Source organism: Seongchinamella sediminis (assembly GCF_003457605.1).
GTDB lineage: Bacteria > Pseudomonadota > Gammaproteobacteria > Pseudomonadales > Halieaceae > Halioglobus > Halioglobus sediminis.
In genome coordinates, this window is sequence record NZ_QRAN01000017.1 from 67,715 (window position 1) to 85,665 (window position 17,951).

At 65.7% G+C, this 17,951-nt stretch carries 14 protein-coding genes; 9 read left to right on the top strand and 5 right to left on the bottom strand.

From position 1 onward, the window contains the following. Nucleotides 1-6: 6 nt before the first annotated feature. Nucleotides 7-1,209, bottom strand: a complete 1,203-nt coding sequence (locus DWB85_RS14885; RefSeq protein WP_117956210.1) for an acetyl-CoA C-acetyltransferase — start codon at nt 1,207-1,209, stop codon at nt 7-9. 270 nt (nt 1,210-1,479) lie between these two features. Between DWB85_RS14885 and rep the strand changes: the two genes are divergently transcribed. Then, nucleotides 1,480-3,477 (top strand): DNA helicase Rep, encoded by a 1,998-nt coding sequence (gene rep / locus DWB85_RS14890; RefSeq protein WP_117956212.1) that lies wholly within the window; start codon nt 1,480-1,482, stop codon nt 3,475-3,477. 13 nt (nt 3,478-3,490) lie between these two features. Here the strand turns inward: rep and DWB85_RS14895 are convergent, their stop codons facing one another. The 3 genes from DWB85_RS14895 to DWB85_RS14905 form a co-directional block, all read right to left on the bottom strand. After that, nucleotides 3,491-6,646, bottom strand: a complete 3,156-nt coding sequence (locus DWB85_RS14895) for an efflux RND transporter permease subunit (protein ID WP_117956214.1) — start codon at nt 6,644-6,646, stop codon at nt 3,491-3,493. Between the two features lie 11 nt (nt 6,647-6,657). Further along, on the bottom strand, nt 6,658-7,773 hold the full coding sequence (locus DWB85_RS14900; RefSeq protein WP_117956217.1) for an efflux RND transporter periplasmic adaptor subunit: 1,116 nt from the start codon (nt 7,771-7,773) through the stop codon (nt 6,658-6,660). A 120-nt stretch (nt 7,774-7,893) separates the two neighbouring features. Beyond that, entirely contained in the window at nt 7,894-8,319 is a 426-nt protein-coding gene (locus DWB85_RS14905; protein ID WP_338055641.1) for a c-type cytochrome, read from the bottom strand. 156 nt (nt 8,320-8,475) lie between these two features. Between DWB85_RS14905 and DWB85_RS14910 the strand changes: the two genes are divergently transcribed. The 8 genes from DWB85_RS14910 to DWB85_RS14945 all read left to right on the top strand — a co-directional run bounded on the left by DWB85_RS14910 (nt 8,476) and on the right by DWB85_RS14945 (nt 16,058). Then, nucleotides 8,476-9,096, top strand: a complete 621-nt coding sequence (locus DWB85_RS14910) for a glutathione S-transferase family protein (protein ID WP_117956221.1) — start codon at nt 8,476-8,478, stop codon at nt 9,094-9,096. A gap of 4 nt (nt 9,097-9,100) precedes the next feature. Continuing rightward, nucleotides 9,101-9,856 (top strand): outer membrane lipoprotein-sorting protein, encoded by a 756-nt coding sequence (locus DWB85_RS14915; RefSeq protein ID WP_117956223.1) that lies wholly within the window; start codon nt 9,101-9,103, stop codon nt 9,854-9,856. Continuing rightward, entirely contained in the window at nt 9,853-11,079 is a 1,227-nt protein-coding gene (locus tag DWB85_RS14920) for an ABC transporter permease (RefSeq protein WP_117956225.1), read from the top strand. Before DWB85_RS14915 ends, DWB85_RS14920 begins: the two co-directional genes overlap by 4 nt. Continuing rightward, on the top strand, nt 11,080-12,321 hold the full coding sequence (locus DWB85_RS14925) for an ABC transporter permease (RefSeq protein ID WP_117956228.1): 1,242 nt from the start codon (nt 11,080-11,082) through the stop codon (nt 12,319-12,321). A gap of 14 nt (nt 12,322-12,335) precedes the next feature. Further along, nucleotides 12,336-13,055, top strand: coding sequence for an ABC transporter ATP-binding protein (locus tag DWB85_RS14930; RefSeq protein WP_117956230.1), 720 nt, complete (start codon nt 12,336-12,338; stop codon nt 13,053-13,055). Beyond that, nucleotides 13,052-14,308, top strand: coding sequence for a hypothetical protein (locus DWB85_RS14935; RefSeq protein ID WP_117956232.1), 1,257 nt, complete (start codon nt 13,052-13,054; stop codon nt 14,306-14,308). The genes DWB85_RS14930 and DWB85_RS14935 overlap by 4 nt, the downstream gene beginning before the upstream one ends. A 60-nt stretch (nt 14,309-14,368) precedes the next feature. After that, on the top strand, nt 14,369-15,391 hold the full coding sequence (locus DWB85_RS14940) for a DUF3080 family protein (RefSeq protein ID WP_239017344.1): 1,023 nt from the start codon (nt 14,369-14,371) through the stop codon (nt 15,389-15,391). A gap of 61 nt (nt 15,392-15,452) precedes the next feature. Then, nucleotides 15,453-16,058, top strand: a complete 606-nt coding sequence (locus DWB85_RS14945; RefSeq protein WP_117956234.1) for a DUF4136 domain-containing protein — start codon at nt 15,453-15,455, stop codon at nt 16,056-16,058. A 69-nt stretch (nt 16,059-16,127) separates the two neighbouring features. Here DWB85_RS14945 and DWB85_RS14950 read toward each other — a convergent pair whose 3' ends face one another. Beyond that, a complete protein-coding gene (locus DWB85_RS14950) occupies nt 16,128-17,876 on the bottom strand; it encodes a glycoside hydrolase family 3 protein (protein WP_162846146.1) in 1,749 nt (582 codons plus the stop codon). Nucleotides 17,877-17,951 lie beyond the last annotated feature (75 nt).

Consider the following 17,951-nt stretch of genomic DNA (forward strand, 5'->3'; position numbering starts at 1 on the left):
CTGGTCTCACACGCGTTCGATGATGGTGGCAATTCCGATGCCCCCGCCGGCACACAGGGTGACCAGGCCGGTGTTGAGATCGCGTCGTTCCAGTTCATCCAGCAGAGTGCCAAGCACCATGGCCCCGGTGGCACCGATGGGGTGCCCCATGGCAATGGCGCCGCCATTGACGTTGATCCTGTCGTCCGCCACGCCCATCAGGCGCTGGTAGCGCAGCACCACGGAAGCAAAGGCCTCGTTGAGTTCAAACAGGTCTATATCGTCCACACCCATACCCGCGATCTTCAGCGCTTTCTGTGAAGCGGGGACGGGCCCCGCGAGCATGATGGTGGGCTCGGAGCCGGTAACCGCCATGGCGCGAATGCGGGCACGGGGCCTGAGTCCCTGGTCGTCGCCGGCCTGCCTGTTACCCAGTAGTACCAGGGAGGCGCCGTCAACCACCCCCGAGGAGTTGCCGGGCGTGTGAATGCACTCCACCTTCTCCACCTGGGGATACTTGAACTTGAGGAAATCGCCGTGTCCAAAGTCGTTGAACATGACGAAGGAGGGGTTCAGCTTGGCCAGCTTCTCCATATCCGTAGGGCGAATCAGTTCATCGTGAGCCAGCACGGTAACGCCGTTGAGGTCTTTCACCGGCACCAGGGACTTGTCGAAGTAACCATTGTCGCGGGCATGGGCCGCCCGACGCTGGGATTCACAGGCATAGCGATCCACATCCTCGCGGCTGAAGCCATCCAGGCCCGCCATCAGGTCAGCGCCCAGGCCCTGGGAGATTCCGTAGCTCTTCATCGCCACCCAGGCGTCACCGGCCGCTGCACCGCCGGCCCCGATACCCAGACGTGACATGCTCTCCACGCCACCGGCCACGCCCAGGGACTCCATGCCCGACATGATCTTCATGGCGATGTTGTTGACCGCGTCGAGTCCACCTGCGCAGTAGCGGTGCAGCTGGGCACCGGTGGTAATGTCATCCCAGCTGGAATAAACCAGGGCGGTCTTGGCGATATTCTGGCCCTGTTCGTTCACTGGTTCACCAGTGGCGCAAATAAAATCTTCCACCTGGGTGGTGTCCAGCGCATGGCGGGATTTCATCTCCTCCAACAGGTTGGTGATGAGATCGATGGGCTTGACTTCGTAAAGCCCGCCACCCGGCTTGCCCTTGCCACGCGGTGTGCGAATGGCGTCGTAAATAAAGGCCTCTTGCGTCATGAATTTCCCCATGTGCTGCGTTTTTTGCGAGCGGCTAACATACCCGATGAAAGGCCCGTCACAAGCGCTGCCGGGGTAATTAAGAGGCGCCGTATGCGGAATTAAACTGCGGCGCCCCAACGACCGGCTTGCTCGGCCAGACAGAAATGACACTGCCCACCGGGGCTTCGGGACAGGGATGAGGAGGAATTTGTCCCGCGCAGATACCGGGATGCGGCTCCACTCTGCTAGACTGTAGGGCCTGTTACACCTCCCGGTTGTTAAATTTCTGTGGCTCAGTTAAACCCCCGACAGCGCGAGGCCGTGCGCTATATAGACGGCCCCCTGCTGGTGCTCGCCGGCGCCGGCTCGGGCAAGACCAGCGTGATCACCCGCAAGATCGCCTACCTGGTCCAGACCTGCGGTATCCGCGCCAGCCGGATTGCCGCGGTGACCTTTACCAACAAGGCCGCGCGGGAAATGAAGGAGCGGGTCGGCAAGCTGCTCGGCGGCAACGCCGCCGAGGGACTGACGGTGAGCACCTTCCACCAGTTGGGGCTGAAGATCATCCGCCACGAGCGCCAGCTGCTGGGCCTGAAGAGTGGCTTTTCCATATTCGACGGCCAGGACAGCCAGAGCCTGATCAAGGACCTGCTGATCCAGGAGCATGGCTCCGACGGTGACCGGGCAGCCACCATCGGGCACCAGATATCCAGCTGGAAAAATGACCGCATCCTGCCGGAGCAGGCCCTGGCCACTGCCAAAGGGCCGGCCCAGATGCTCTGCGCCCAGGCCTATCGTCGCTACCAGCGGGCCCTGAAAGCCTACAACGCCCTCGACTTCGACGACCTGATCCTGCTGCCCACCATCCTCTTCGAGCACAACCCGGACATCCTCGAAAAGTGGCAGAACAGCATCCACTACCTGCTGGTCGACGAGTACCAGGACACCAACTCCAGCCAGTACCTGCTGGTGAAACAGCTGGTGGGGGTACGCGGCGCGCTGACCGTGGTCGGCGATGACGACCAGTCAATCTACGCCTGGCGCGGCGCCCGGCCGGAGAACCTGGCCCAGCTGCAGGACGACTTTCCCGGCCTGAAACTGGTCAAGCTGGAGCAGAACTACCGCTCCACCTCGCGCATCCTCAAGGCAGCCAATACCCTCATCGCCAATAACGATCACGTGTTTGAAAAGCAGCTGTGGAGCGAACTGGGCTATGGCGAACCGCTGCGGGTGATCCGCTGCAGCGACGAGAACCACGAGGCGGAGCAGGTAGTGGCGGAAATCCTCGACCACAAGCTGCGCAAGCGCACCCGCTTTGGCGACTATGCGATTCTCTACCGCGGCAACCACCAGTCCCGCCTGCTGGAACTGGCGCTGCAACAGCAGCAGGTGCCCTACCACCTGTCCGGCGGTACCTCCTTCTTTGCCCGCAACGAGGTCAAGGACATCATGGCCTACCTGCGGCTCATCGTTAACGAGAATGACGACAACGCCTTCCTGCGCATCGCCAACGTGCCGCGGCGCAAGCTGGGCGCCTCCACCCTGGAAGCGCTGGGCAATTTCGCCAACGAGCAGCACTGCAGTCTGAGCCAGGCCATCGGCCGGGTCGGCAGCGGTGTACTGCCGGAGGCCGGTCGCCACCGGCTGCAGGAATTCCGCCTGTGGATGGACCGCATCCGCCGCCAGTGCGAGGGCGGCGCGGGCATTTCCGCGGTGCGGCAGATGATCCGCGACATGGATTACGAGCAGTGGCTCAACCAGCTGAGCTCCAGCGAAGACGTGGCCGAACGGCGCATGGGCAACGTGCACTTCCTCATCGACAGCCTCAACAGGGTAATGACCGACGAGGGCGTGGCGCTGGACGAGGCCATTTCCCGGCTGATTCTGCGCGACCTGATGGAGCAGCAGGAGGAAGAAGACGCCAGCCCGGACAACGTGCAGCTGATGACCATGCACGCCTCCAAGGGGCTGGAATTTCCCCACGTGTTCATTATCGGCATGGAAGAAAACCTGCTCCCCCACCGGGCCAGCGTGGAAGACGGCAATATCGAGGAAGAGCGGCGCCTGGCCTATGTGGGCATTACCCGCGCCCAGCAAACCCTGGCCATGACCATGGCGGCGAAGCGCCGCCAGTTCGGGGAAACCATCAACTGCGAACCCAGCCGTTTTCTCGACGAACTGCCCCAGGACGACCTCAGCTGGCAGGGTGCCGGCGTGGACGACGGCGAGGCCAACGAGGCCCGCGGCCAGGCCACCCTGGCGGGCCTCAAGGAACTGTTCGCCTGAGCCTCGCTACCGTTCAGCCGGCGCTGTCGGGCTGCTCCGGCCGCTGATGTTTGACCCCGCCCTTGAGTTTCTCCCGCAGGCCCTGGACGATGGCATAGAAGCCGGGCACGAAGTAAACCCCCACCAGCATCGCCGCCAGCATGCCACCCAGTACGGTCAGGCCCAGTGAGCGCTGGCCGAAAGCACCGGCACCGGTGGCCAGGGCCAGGGGCAGAATACCGAGGATAAACGACACCCCGGTCATACAGACCGCACGGAAACGCAGCCGCGCCGCCTCCCGGGCCGCCACCAGGATGTCCTCCCCGCCCTGTTCCCGCCGCTGGCGGGCAAACTCCACCACCAGGATGGCGGTTTTGGCGGCCATGCCGATCAGCAGCACAATACCCACCTGGGCATACAGGTTGAGGGCGACATCACTGAGTATCAGGGCGAGCAGCGCGCCGCCAATTGCCATCGGCACCACCAGGATGATCGCCGCCGGAATGGACCAGCTCTCATACTGTGCCACCAGGAACAGGTAGACGAAGATCAGCGCCAGCAGGTAGGCGTAAATTGCGGTCTGCCCGGCTTCCCGTTCCTGGTAGGACATGCCCGTCCACTCGTAGGTGTAGCCGGCCGGCAGGCTGCGCTCCGCCAGCTCCTCGAAAATGGCCATGGCCTGCCCCGAGCTGTAGCCGGGCATGGCGGTGGCCCTGACGGTTGCCGAGCGGAACATGTTGTAGCGGCTGGACACGTCGGGGCCGAGCACCGGCTCGGTGGTCACCAGGGTGCTCAGCGGCACCATGTTGCCGCTGGCCGATTTCAGGTAGAAGTGGTCCAGGTCGCCGAGGTCGGCGCGAAACTCGGACTCGGCCTGCATGATCACCCGGTAGGTCTGGCCAAACTTGTTGAAGTCATTGATGTACAGCGAGCCCATCTGGGCCTGCAGGGTGGCAAAAATCTCGTCCAGGCTGACGCCGAGGTTCTTGGCCTTGATCCGGTCCACATCGACATAGTACTGGGGCACGTTGGCGCGGTAGGAGCTGAACACATCGGTCAGGCCCGGGGCCTGGTTGCCGTCAACCACCAGGTGATTCAGGGTCGCCGCCAGTTCCTGGGGCGAGCGCGACAGGGTGTCCTGCAGCACCAGCTCAAGGCCGCCGGCCACGCCCATGCCAGGGACCGCCGGCGGCGTCAGCGCGAATACCTGGGCCTCGGGCACCTGCACAAAGCCCCGGGCGTTGATCCGCTCGGCCACCTTGAACACGATATTCTGTGCCTCCTTGCGCTCATCCCAGTGCCGGAGCACCACGAACAGGGTACCGCCATTGCTGGCCATGGCCCCCGTCAGCACGGAGAATCCGGTGATCGCGGTGACCGTTTCCACCGCCGGATCCTCGGCGATAATCGCCGCCATCTTGTCCATGGCGGCCTTGGTGCGGCTCAGGGAGGAAGCGTCCGGCAGCTGCACGCTGACCAGCAGGGCGCCCTTGTCCTCGCTGGGCACAAAGCCGGTGGGGGTAGAGATAAAGCCGAACAACAGCGCCCCGCTCCACACCAGGAACAGCACCGCCACCAGCCGCAGCCGGGCCAGCAGAAAGCCCACCCCCCGGTCGTAGGTGCGGGTCAAACGGCCAAAACCGGTCAGGAATGCCGCATACCAGCGGGCGTGCTTCTGTGCCCCGCGCTTGAGCAACAGGCTGCACAGCGCCGGGCTGAGAGTAAGGGCGTTGACCGAGGAAAACACCACCGCCACGCAAATGGTGACGGCGAACTGGCGATACATCACGCCGGTAATACCGGGCAGCATTGCCACCGGTACAAACACCGCCAGCAACACCAGGGTGGTGGCGATAATGGCGCCGCCCACTTCCCGCATGGTGATGGTCGCCGCCTCTTTCGGCGACATCTGCGGATCCTCGCGCAAATGCCGGTCGCAGTTTTCGATCACCAGGATGGCATCGTCCACCACAATACCAATGGCCAGGATCAGGGCGAACAGGGTCACCGTGTTGATGGTCATACCCAGAGCCATCAGCACCGCGAACGCCGCCAGCAGGGACACCGGTATGGCAATCGCCGGCACCAGCGTCGCCCGCCAGCTGCCCAGGAACAGGAAGGTCACCGCGATTACCAGCACCACCGCCTGCAGCAGGGAGATCACCACCTGGCGCACGGCGGTGCTCACATAGCGGGTGGTGTCGTAACTGATGACGTAGTCCATACCCTCGGGGAATTGCTCCGCCAGCTGCGCCACCAGTGTATCCACCGCCTCACCCACCGCGAGGGCGTTGGCGTCGGCCATCTGGTATACGGCCAGGTTGACCGCCGGTACGCCATTGGTCTCACCGTGGAAGTTGTAGCTGGACTGGCCCAGTTCCACCCGGGCGACATCGCGCAGGTAAATCGCGGAGCCATCGGCCTGGGCGCGCAGCACGATGTTCTCAAACTCGGCCACATCCTCCAGCCGGCCCTTGGTGCGCAGGGAGTACTCGGTCTGCAGCGACCCATCGAAGGGCGGCGCGCCGATCTTGCCCGCGGCCACCTGCACGTTCTGCTCGCGCAGGGCGCTGTACACGTCGTTGACCGACAGGCGGTAAGCGGCCATCTTGTCCGGGTTCAGCCACAGGCGCATGGAATAGTCGGCCTCGCCGAGAATCGATGCCTCGGAGACGCCCTCCAGCCGGGCGATGGCGTTCTGCAGGTTGATCTTGACGTAGTTGGAGATGAATTTGTAATCCAGCGACTCGTCCGGCGAGGTAAAGCTGACCAGCTTGAGGATATCCGGAGAGCGCTCGTCGATGTTCAGGCCGCGCTGGGTCACTTCCGCGGGCAGCGCCGGTTCCGCCAGCTTGACCCGGTTCTGTACCCGCACCAGGGCCATGTCCGGGTCCGCGCCCACCTCGAAGGTCACCGTCAGGCTGTAACTGCCGTCGTTGGCGCTCTTGGAGGACATGTAAATCATGTCCTCCACGCCATTCACCGCATCCTCGATGGGCGTACCCACGGTGGCCTCCACCACCTCGGCCGAGGCACCGGGATAGTACGCCGACACCACGATATTGGGGGGCGAAATGGCCGGGTATTCATTCACCGGCAGCATATAAATAGACAACATGCCCGCCAGGCTGAGCACGATGGCGATCACCATCGCGAACTTGGGCCGTTCGATAAAAAAGGCACTGAACATCGACCCGCCCCCTATTCAGCGTCCGTGAGGATGCGGGTGCTGACCGGCATGCCGGGCCTCACCTGCTGCAACCCGCGGGTTATCACCATGTCGCCCGCGCTGACGCCATCCAGCACCAGCACCTTGTCGTCGAAGCGCTCGCCGAGGCTGACGTTGCGGCGCACCACGGTGGAGCCGGCATCCACCACCAGGACAAAGCTGCCCTGCTGGTCTGCCTGCACCGCCGCCTGGGGCAGGAACAGCCCCTCCAGCAGGTTGGTGTCATGCAGCAGCACGCGCACGTACTGCCCTGGCACCAGCAGGGAATGGGGGTTGGGTATGGAAGCCCTGGCTTCCAGGGTGCCGGTGGTCTGGTCCACCCGGTTGGAAAAATAGTCGATGCGCCCCACTTCCGGGTAAATTGCGCCGTTGGTCAGCTCGAGGGTGACTTCCAGCGAGCGCAGGTCGCTCACGTCCAGGCGGTCGGTCATGCGGGTTTTGATGGCCGCCACGTAGGTCGCCTCACTGACCGAGAACAGGGCCTCGATGGGGTCGATGGACACCAGGGTGGTGAGATTGCCGGTGTTGGGCCCCACCAGGTCGCCGACGCTGGCCAGGCTGCGGCCAATGCGCCCTGAAATCGGCGCGGTAATGGTGGTGAAGCTCAGGTTGACCTGGGCGCTGGTCACCTGGGCCTGGGCGGACTCCAGCCGGGCGTTGGCCTCCAGGGTCTTGGCGGTCAGTGAGTCCATTTCCGACTGGGAAATGGCCCCCTTTGGCAGCAGCTCCAGGCCCCGTTTGTAGTTGCGCTCGGCGTTCACCTGGGTGGCCACGGCCGAGGCCAGGTCCGCCTCGGCCCGGGCCAGCGCGGCCTGGAACTCGGAGGCATCCAGGGTGTAGAGAATATCTCCGGCCTCGACCCGGTCGCCCTCGCGGAAATCCCGGGTCAGCAGGTAACCGGTTACCTTGGCCTGGATGGCCACATCGTCCCGGGCCTCCAGGCGGCCGACATATTCCCGCTCGGGCTGGTAGGGCTCGAGCGCCACGGGCTCGATAACCACTTCCACCAACGGTCGCTCGGGGGCTTCCTCGACACAGGCGACAACCAGGGTAACAACGAGCACAGTGGCCAGAACAATGCGCATCATGGGGCATACTCCGAAAGCGATAGAATCACTCTAGCAAGTTTCTTTGACGGCCAGTGATCGGGCCGGGCAAAAAAAGGCCGCGCCATAACCATGGCGCGGCCTTTGAAGGATGCGCGGCGCTTACTGGCTGCCGGCGACAATATAGTCCACGGCGGCATGGATTTCCTCGTCGGAACAGCTCATGCAGCCGCCCTTGGCAATCATGCCGGTACCGGGTACGCCGTTAACGCCACTGGCGTACAGGGCCTCGGTGCCCTTGGCGATGCGGTCCGCCCAGGCAGCGGCGTCACCGTAAATGGGCGCGCCGCCGGCACCGGTGGTGTGGCAGGCCATGCAGGCGCTGTTGTAAACATCCTCGCCGGAACGGGGGCCGGCGCTGGCGGTGGCAGCCGCGCCACCGCAGCTGCTGTCGCCCTGCAGGCAGACTTCACCCACCGGCTTCAGGCGCTCTTCAATTTCGGCCCGCTGGGCATCGCTGAGGTTGTCGGCGATGGCACCAAAGGCCAGGATCACGGCCGCAAGGCCGAGGGCATATCGAATAATCACATTGGGATCCTCTGTCAGTCCGGCGCGCATTATAGCCACTTATCGGGTGGGGGAAAACTCATGGCGGGCGGGAAATCGGGACCCAAACCTGGCAGCGACAGCTCGCTCCACCTAGTATTGTCACCTGAACCCGCAATTATCGAGGACCCGCCCACCATGAAACTGTACACCTACGACCCCGCTCCCAGCCCCCAGCGCCTGGCCCTGTACATGCGCTGCAAGGGCATTGAAATCGACACCGAGCAGGTGGACATGGCGGCGGGGGAGCACCTGGGCGAGGCCTACCGGGCAATGGTTCCCGACCAGACAGTACCGGCCCTGATCCTGGATGATGGCACCGTTTTGACCGAAGTTATCGGCATTGTGCACTACCTGGAGGCCCTCTACCCGGACCGGCCACTGCTCGGCAGCAGCCCGCTGGAAAAGGGGCTGGTCACCAGCTGGGACTCGAAAATCTACAGCATGATCTTCATGTCCATCGCCGAGGCCCTGCGCAACAGCAGCCCCGGCTTCAAGGGTCGCGCCCTGCCCGGCCCCCTGGACCTGGAGCAAATCCCGGCACTGGCGGAGCGCGGCAAAAAGCGCCTGGCCTGGGCCTGGGAGCAACTCGACCAGCGGCTGGCCGACAGCCCCTGGATTGCCGGCGACAGCTTCTCTTTTGCCGACATCGACCTGGTGGTCAGCGCCGGCTTCTCCGGCTGGGTCAAGTGCACCCCCCCGGAAAACCTGGCCAACCTACACGCCTACCTGGCCCGGGCCCGGGGAGAAATCGGCTGATGCCATGCGGCTGCTGAGCACGATCACGGCCATGCTGGCGCTGGCCCTGTCCGCGGCGGCGCCGGCGGCAGAGATCACCCCGGAGGACATCATCCGCCAGGCCATGGATCACTGGCGCGGCCTTACCTCCCACGGCCAGATGACCATGGTCATCCACCGCCCGGACTGGGAGCGCTCCATGTCCATGGAGGCCTGGACCGAGGGCGACAAGCGCTCCCTGGTGCGGGTCACCGCACCGGTCCGTGACGCCGGCAACGGCACCCTGGTGCTGGACAACGACATGTGGACCTACTCGCCGAAGATCAACCGGGTGATCAAGGTGCCCTCGTCGATGATGAACCAGAGCTGGATGGGCTCCGACCTGTCCAACAAGGACATCAGCAAATCCACCGACATCATCGACCAGTACGACCATACCCTGCTCGACAGCCGCAAGGTGGACGGCCACCAGGCCTGGGTGATCCAGTCCATTCCCCACGAGGAGGCCGCGGTGGTCTGGGGCCGGGAAGTCTGGACCATTCGCGATGACTTCGTGCTGCTGGAGCAACAGTTCTGGGACCAGGACGGGGTACTGGTGAAAACCTTCACCACCCTGGAGATCGCGGTCATGGGCGGGCGCACGGTGGCGACGAAAATGCGCATGCAGGAAGTGGACAAGCCGGATGAATGGACCGAGCTGCGCGTCGACAGCACCCGCTTCAACGTCGACCTGCCCGCCAACCTGTTCACCCTGTCCAACCTGAGAAACCCCCGCCAGTGAGCGTGACCCAGCGCCTGGCCTGGCGCAATTTGTGGCGCCACGGCCGGCGCACCTGGCTGACCGTGGCGGGCATGGTGTTCTGCAACGCCCTGCTGGTGTTCATGATTTCCATGCAGCTGGGCAGCTATGCGCTGATGATTGACGGCACCCTGAGCGTACTCACCGGCCACCTGCAGGTGCAGGACCAGCGCTTTCTGGACGAGCCGCGTATGCGCTACACCGTGCCCGATGGCGAGGCCCTGGCCCGGCAACTGCGGCACGCCACCGGGGTGTCAGCCATCGCCGCCCGGGGCAGCGCCTTCGCCCTGGCCTCCAGCGAGGAGCGTTCCTTCGGCATCCAGGTGCTCGGGGTGCAACCCGCTTACGAGCACCGGGTGTCCACCCTGCCGGGGCTGCTCAGCCGGGGCCGTTACCTCGATGACAGCGATGCCGCCGAGATCGTGGTGGGCGCGGTGCTGGCGCGCAACCTGAAAATTGATGTCGGCGATGAAATCACCCTGCTCGGCTCCGGCCGGGACGATTCCTTCGCCGCCGGCATTGCCACCGTGGTCGGCATTATCGATTCCGGCATGACCGAACTGGATCGCTCGGTGGCGGAAATCCCGCTGGGCTATTTCCAGGCCACCTTCGCCATGGACACGGATGTCCATGCGCTCGTGATCAAGGTCAATGACCTCGACCACGTGGCGCCACTGAAAACCGCCATCGCCGGACTGCTGCCGGCGGCCAGCACCACCGTGCGGGACTGGGACCAGCTGCAACCCGGCCTGCGCCAGGCCATACAGGCGGACCTGTTCAGCGCCTTCGTGATGTACGCGGTACTGATCGTGCTGGTGGCCTTCAGCGTGCTCAACACCCAGCTTATGTCGGTGCTGGAGCGGACCCGGGAATTCGGGGTGATGACCGCCCTGGGCGTGCGCCCCGGCCAGCTCGCCCGGCTGGTACTGCTGGAAACCGCCATCATGTCGCTGCTGGGCCTGCTGCTGGGCTGCCTGGCGGGGGGCCTCCTGGTGGCCTGGCTGGGCCAGGTGGGCTTTACCCTGGAGGGCATGGAGGAAGCGATGGAGCGCTACAACCTGGAGGGGCGCATTTATCCCCAGCTGTCACTGGCCAGCCTGTTCGGCGGGCCGCTAGTGGTTTTTCTCGGCGGCATGCTGGCCGCCATTTACCCGGCCCTGCGCCTGCACACCCTGCAGCCGGTGGACGCCATGAGGGCAGTGTAAATGGCCGCCTCCCGGCGCGCTGTGGGCGTCCTGTTCACCCTCGCCTGGCGCAACCTGTGGCGCAACTACCGCCGCACCACCATCATGCTGGTCGCCATCGTGGTCGGGGTGTGGGCGATGATCCTGTTCAGCGCGCTGATCTCCGGCATGGTCGATGAAATGGTCCGCGGCGGCCTGCGCACGCTGCCCGGGGAAGTCCAGGTGCATCACCTGAACTACCGCGACGATCCCAGCGTCAACAACAGCATCGAGGCGCCGGCGGGTGCCCTGCTGGGCCGGCTGGAGCAGCCGCCGGTGACCGGCTGGGCCTCGCGGGTCAGGGTACCGGCGATGATTTCCAGTGAACGCGACAGTCGCGCCATCCAGCTGCTGGGGGTGGACCCGGCCGCGGAAATCAGCCTCGGCTTCGACCCGGCGGACATCGTCCAGGGACGCTTCCTCCGGGGTCCCGACGACACCGGCCTGGTGATCGGCCGCAAGCTGGCGGAACAGCTGAAAACAGGGCTGGGCAAGCGGGTGGTCATCATGTCCCAGGACCCGGACAACAACGTCGCCGACCGCGGCATCCGCGTGGTGGGCATTTACCGGGCGCGGCTGCAGGCCACCGAGGAACTGAACGTCTACGTCGGCCGGGAGACGGTCCAGGCGCTGCTGCAGCTGGGCACCCGGGTCTCGGAAATCGCCATCACCGGCGACAACTTCCGCGCTGTCGACCGCTGGTGGCGCGACATCGCCGAGGCCGCCGGGCCGCAGCTGGAAACCCTGCCCTGGATGGAGCTGGACGGCTACCTGGAGTCAATGATGGACCTGCAAACCAGCTACAACCTGATCATCATGGTGGTGATCTTCCTCGCCCTGTCCTTCGGCCTGGTCAACACCCTGGTGATGGCGGTGTTCGAGCGGGTGCGGGAAATCGGCCTGATGATGGCCCTGGGCATGCGCCCCGCCTGGATCATGTACCAGGTGCTGCTGGAGAGCCTGATACTGCTGGCCCTGGGGCTGGTGCTGGGCAACCTGCTGGCGCTGGCGACCATATTACCGCTGGAAGAGGGCATCGATATCTCCGGCGTTGCCGCCGGGCTGGAGATGGCGGGCATGGGGACGACCCTGTATCCGGTGCTGGAACTGGAGCATATGCTGATGTCGACCGCCGTGGTCATGGTGCTGGGCCTGCTGGCAAGCCTGATACCCGCCTGGCGCGCCTCCCGTTACAATCCCATCCAGGCGCTGGCCAGGAACTGACACGGAGCCGGTTTATGACTGCCATACGCTGCACCCATCTCAACAAGACCTTCACCCAGGGCGACCAGGTGATTCGCGGCCTGGACGATGTCTGTATCGAAATCCCGGAAGGTTCCTTTGTCTGCCTCTCGGGCCCCTCCGGCTCCGGCAAGACCACCCTGCTCAACGCCATGGGCGGGCTGGACCAGCCCGACAGCGGCGAGATCCTGGTCGGCGAGCACCGGGTCGACCAGCTGGGCAAGGGCGCGCTGGCGGACATGCGCCTGCATAACATCGGCTTCGTGTTCCAGGCCTACAACCTGATCCCGGTGCTGACCGCCCGCGAGAATATCGAATTCGTGATGCAGGTCCAGGGCCTGCCCGCCGCCGAGCGCCGGGCAAGGGCCATGGCCATACTCGAGGAGGTCGGGCTGGCCGACCACCAGGACCGCCTGCCGTCCCAGCTCTCCGGGGGCCAGCAGCAGCGGGTGGCGGTGGCCCGGGCCATCGTCAGCAAGCCCACCCTGGTGCTCGCCGACGAGCCCACCGCCAACCTGGATTCCGCCAGTGCCACCCAGCTGATCGAACTGTTTCGCCGGCTCAACGCCGAGCGCGGCATCACCTTTGTTATCGCCACCCACGACACCCGGGTCATGGCCTACTGCCCGCGGCTGATTCGCATGGAGGACGGCCGGATCATCCGCGATGAACAGCAATCGGGCATTCCCGGGGAGCCCCTGGCGGCGACGCCATGAAGCGGCTGTGCGGCGCCCTGTTGCTGGCCGCCTGCAGCGCCGCCAGCGCGGAGCTGCTGCAGTTCCGCAGCGGCCACGCCAAGGCCCAGTACCAGGCAGGCAGCTACCCCGACGACAGCCTGCTGCGCGAGCTGATCGGCACCCCCGGCCACGATGTCAACGGCGACCTGCGGCTGCTGGTCGACGGCGCCAGGGAGCGCTTCAGCTGGCAGGCGGACTACCAGCTGATTGCCCGCAGTGGCGACAGCCTGGAACTCAACCGGGCCCTGCAGGGAACCCTGTTCGCCCCCGCCGGCGAGCTCTCTGACGACCGTCGCCTGCTGGACCTCACCGACACCATCTCTGACGGTGACGACTACAGCCTGGTGCAGCGCCTGGACCGGCTGCACGCCGGCTACACCGGCGACCAGGCGGTCCTGCGCATTGGCCGCCAGGCGATCAGCTGGGGCAACGGCCTGATGTACAATCCGGTGGACTTCTTCAACCCTTTCGACCCCGCCGCCGTCGACAAGGAATACAAGAGCGGCGACGACATGCTCTACGGCCAGTACCTGCAGGACAACGGCAACGATATCGAGCTGGTGGCGGTGTGGCGCCGCGATGCAGACGGCAATACCGGCAGTGACGTCAACACCCAGACCCTCAAGTACCACGCTTTTGTCGGCGCCGGCGAACTGGACCTGGTGGCCGCCCGCCACTACCGGGACAACATCGTCAGCGTCGGCGGGCTGACCGACCTGGGCGGCGCCATCATGCGCGGCGCCATCCTCCGCGGCGATGTCCTGCTCACCGACACCGAGCTGGATACCTACGCTGCCGCAGTCATCAACCTGAGCTACTCCTGGATCGGTTTCGGCAGGAACATGAGCGGCGTGGTGGAGTACTTCTTCAACGGCATGGGCCTGCGCCAGGATGACTACCGGCAGCTGCCGCAGCAGCAGGACCTGGTGGCGCGCCTGGCGCGGGGCGAGCTGTTCACTATCGGCCGGCACTACCTCGCCGGCGGCGTCAGCATCGAGCTCAGCCCCCTGTTCATGGCCACCCCCAACCTGTTCTACAATCTCGGCGACAGTTCCGGCCTGGTGCAGCTGGTGGCGCAATACGACCTGGCCCAGGACTGGCAGCTGTTAGTGGCGGGCAACATCCCCTTTGGCGCCAGCGGCACCGAATTCGGCGGCCTCGACACCGGGGTGGATGACCTGCAGCTGGCCAGCGGCCCGTCGCTGTTTGCCCAGCTTGCGTTCTACTTCTGACCAGCAGCGCCGCAGGCAGATGATGAACCCTTTGCCCCGTGACTTGTGTATAAGCAGAGGATGACTGCGCGATTTCCCATCCTGCTGATGCTGCTGCCGCTGCTGGCCGGCTGCACCAGCGACAGCGTTGACGCCCCCTTTGAGCAGTACCTGCAGCGACTGGGCCGGACCCTGGACGTGACCACCGCCGCGCCCGCCGCCAGCCCCGCCCTGCCGCGCCTTGAGCGCCCGGGACAGCTGCGCATCGCCATTACCAGCGACAGCCTGGGCACGCTGGACTTTCTCGACCTGCGCGGCTGCGCCCTGCAGACCACCATTGGCAAGATCAACAGCAGCCTGGGCCGGCTGGCCCGGGACTCCCAGAGACTGCTGCTGGCGCTGGAGTACCTGCGCCTGGCGCCGGACTGCATCGCCATGCTGGAAGCCGGGGGCGAGCAGGCGCTGGCGGCCACCCTGGCCAGCGCGCTGGCCCTCAAGCAGCAACAGCTGCCAGCGATCGTGTTCAACGCCACCCTGGGCTCGGCGGAATACGCGACGCTGTGGCGCCCTGGCAGCCTGCAGCCGCAGTACCCGCAAAACACCTCCAGCGCGGTGATTACCGCGCTGGAAGCCATCAACGCAGCTGCCCGGCGCTGGCTGGCCGGCGACTACAGGGCCGACAACCTGGAACTGGAATTACAGCTCAGCACCGTGGCCCGGGGCGACGGCGGCCAGCTGTGGCAGGCCCTGGCCCACCAGGGCCAGTGGCTTGCGCAGGCCGACGCCGCGGTGGCGCAGCGACTGCAGCGGGGCCCGCTGTGCCCTCCCAAGCGGCGGCCGCAGGCGGCCGACATCCTGCCCAATGTGATCAGCCGCTTTTTTATTGACGGCATCCAGACCCGGGCCGCCGCCCTGGGCCGCCGCTATCACCAGCTGCTGCCGCCGGTGACGGACCTGGAGGCACTGCTGGGCACTACCCTGCCCCCGGCCTACCGCCAGTGGCGGCAAACCCGCGATGAGGCCATGGCAAGCCTCGCCCAGCGGCCCCGGCAGCACGTGACCGCCTTGCAGCAGTTGCTGGCCAGCTGCGAGGGGAACCCCTGATGCTGCCGCCGGTCGAAAAACTGGCGTACACTACGCCCCTGACTCAACACTGGAGATTCCGATGAACCCTATCCTGAAGCGCCTGACCACGACCCTGGGTCTGCTCGCCACCGTCCTCTTGCTGGGCGCCTGCGCCAGCGCTCCCACCCCCACCGTGGACTTCAAGCACGATTACGACTTCAGCGGCGTCAATAAAATAGGCTTCTACAAGCACTCCGGTGAGGTTACCGGCGACGACCCCATGACCCTGAGCGATTTCCAGAAAGACCGCATTGATAATGCCCTGGCGCAGGAACTGCAAAAGCGCGGCCTGACCGTGGTCGATGACCCGGAGCACGCCGACCTGCTGCTCAGCTGGCACCTGGGCACCCAGCACAAGACTGACGTTCGCACCTACCAGACGCCCAGCTACGGGGTCGGCTACGGCCACTACGGCGGCTACAACCGCTACAGCATGTACAGCTGCTGGAGCTGCACCAATACCGACGTCCGGGTCAGCAATTACACCGAGGGCACCTTCATTATCGACATGATCGACCCCGCGCTGAAAAAGAGCGTGTGGCGCAGCGTGACCCAGTCCAAGCTCAAGGGTAAGCGCGATGAAGACGAGGTGGGAGAAATCAACGAGGCCGCGGCCCGGGTGCTGGGCAGTTTCCCGCCTCCCTGAGCCCGATCCCGAAAACGGCAATAGCGCAGCAAGCAACCCGGCCCCGGCCGGGTTTTTTTATGCCCGCACTCAGGGCCCCGCCGCGGCTGGCAGCCTGACCGGCAAGGTGCCGCGAGCCGCTGCAAGACCGCACAGCAGCGCTGCCAGCGCCTGGTAGGCCGGCCCCGGCCGGCCGCCGACGCCCTCGGGGGCGCCATCGTAGCTGGCCAGGATCGCCTCCGCGACGCCCTCGAAGCGGGACACGGCATAGGGGGAGTTGAGCATAATCGCCACCCGGGGAACACCGGCAGCGGCGGCCAGCATCGCCCGTTGCACGGTGGCGGGTTTCCGGTCCGGCAGCCGGGCCAGGTCCTCGGCGCCGCCGGCGACCACCGCGCTGTTGGCCGGCTCGCTGACGCCCACCAGGTACAGGTCCGCCTGCTGCAGGCACTGCCGCTCGCGACTGACATCGAAATTGTCCAGCCCCTGGCAACTGACCCGCAGCGACGACTGCTGCGCCAGCAGGGCCCTGCGCAGGGCGTCGGCGCTGGCGCCATCCGGCATCAGCAGGTGCACCGCGGCATCGGCGGCCAGCGCCGGCAACTTGCCCGCCACCAGGGTCAGGCTGGACGCAGCGATGCGCCGCTCCAGGGCCAGGTGCTGCTCGCAACCAATCTGCGCCGCCGCACCGTCGTCGGCGGCGCCGGGGAATTGCGCCTGCAGCGCCTGCACCCGGGCGGCGGAGGCACGCAGTTCATCCTCGTCAAGCTCGCCGCTGGCCACCGCGGCGGTGACTGCCGCGATAATCGCTTCATAAGCCTCGAAGCTGGCGGTCGAGCGCAGCAACAGGGGCATGAGGGCGATATCCACCCCCGCCCGGAAGCAGGCGACAACCGCCGCGGCCGGGGTCAACCTGGCGCTGATGGCGCGCATGTCCAGGGCGTCGGTGATGATGACGCCGCGGTAGCCCAGCTGTTCCCGCAACAGCCCGGTGAGTATCGCCCGCGACAGGGTGGCCGGCAGCACCACATCGGTACCGGGGATGGTGCTGGCATCCAGGGCCGGGTACTGGATATGGGCCGTCATCACCATGGCCGGGGCCGACTGGCCAATGACCCGGGCGAAGGGTGCCAGGTCAATCGCCAACGCCTGCTCCGCCCCGCGGCTGACCGAGGGCAGGTCGGTGTGGCTGTCCTGGCTGGTATCGCCGTGGCCGGGAAAGTGTTTCAGCGAGCCGGCCACGCCGCCGCCCTGCAGCCCTTCGAGCAGCGCCGCGCCCAGGACAGCCACCCGCTCCGGGTCATCACCGAAGGAGCGGGCGCCGATCACCGGGTTATGGGGATTGCTGTTGACGTCCAGGGCGGGCACAAAATTGAGGTTGATCCCCAGCGCCCGCAGCTCCGCCGCCTGGGCGGCGCCCACCTGGCGCGCCAGCTGTTCGGCGTCGGGGCAGGCGGCCAGCGCCATGTTGCCGCTGAAGCTGGTGCACTGCGCTCGCGGCAGACGGGTCACCCGACCGCCCTCCTGGTCGACGCCGATCAGCGCCCGGGGCCCCAGGCAGTCGCGCAGCTGGGCCGTCAGGCGGCGGATTTGCGCCACCGAAGCCAGATTTTCCCGGAACAGGATAAGCCCGCCGGGACTGAGCGTCCGCAAAGCGCTGGCCAGTGCCGGCGGCAGTTCCAGCACCGGGGCCGGGCCGGCGCCGCTGTCGTAAAAGCGGATATCGGGCATCAGCTTGAGGGCAATGCACTGTCTCAGGCTGGGGGGCTGGCTGCTGTTCATCGGGACTTCCATCAGGGGCTGTACTCGCTGCTGCGGCAACCATACCCGCTGCAGCATGGCAGTGGAACCTTCGCACGAGGTCTGCGGGTAGTTTATCCCGCCCGGATGACCTGCTACCCTAGCGCCCTTTTC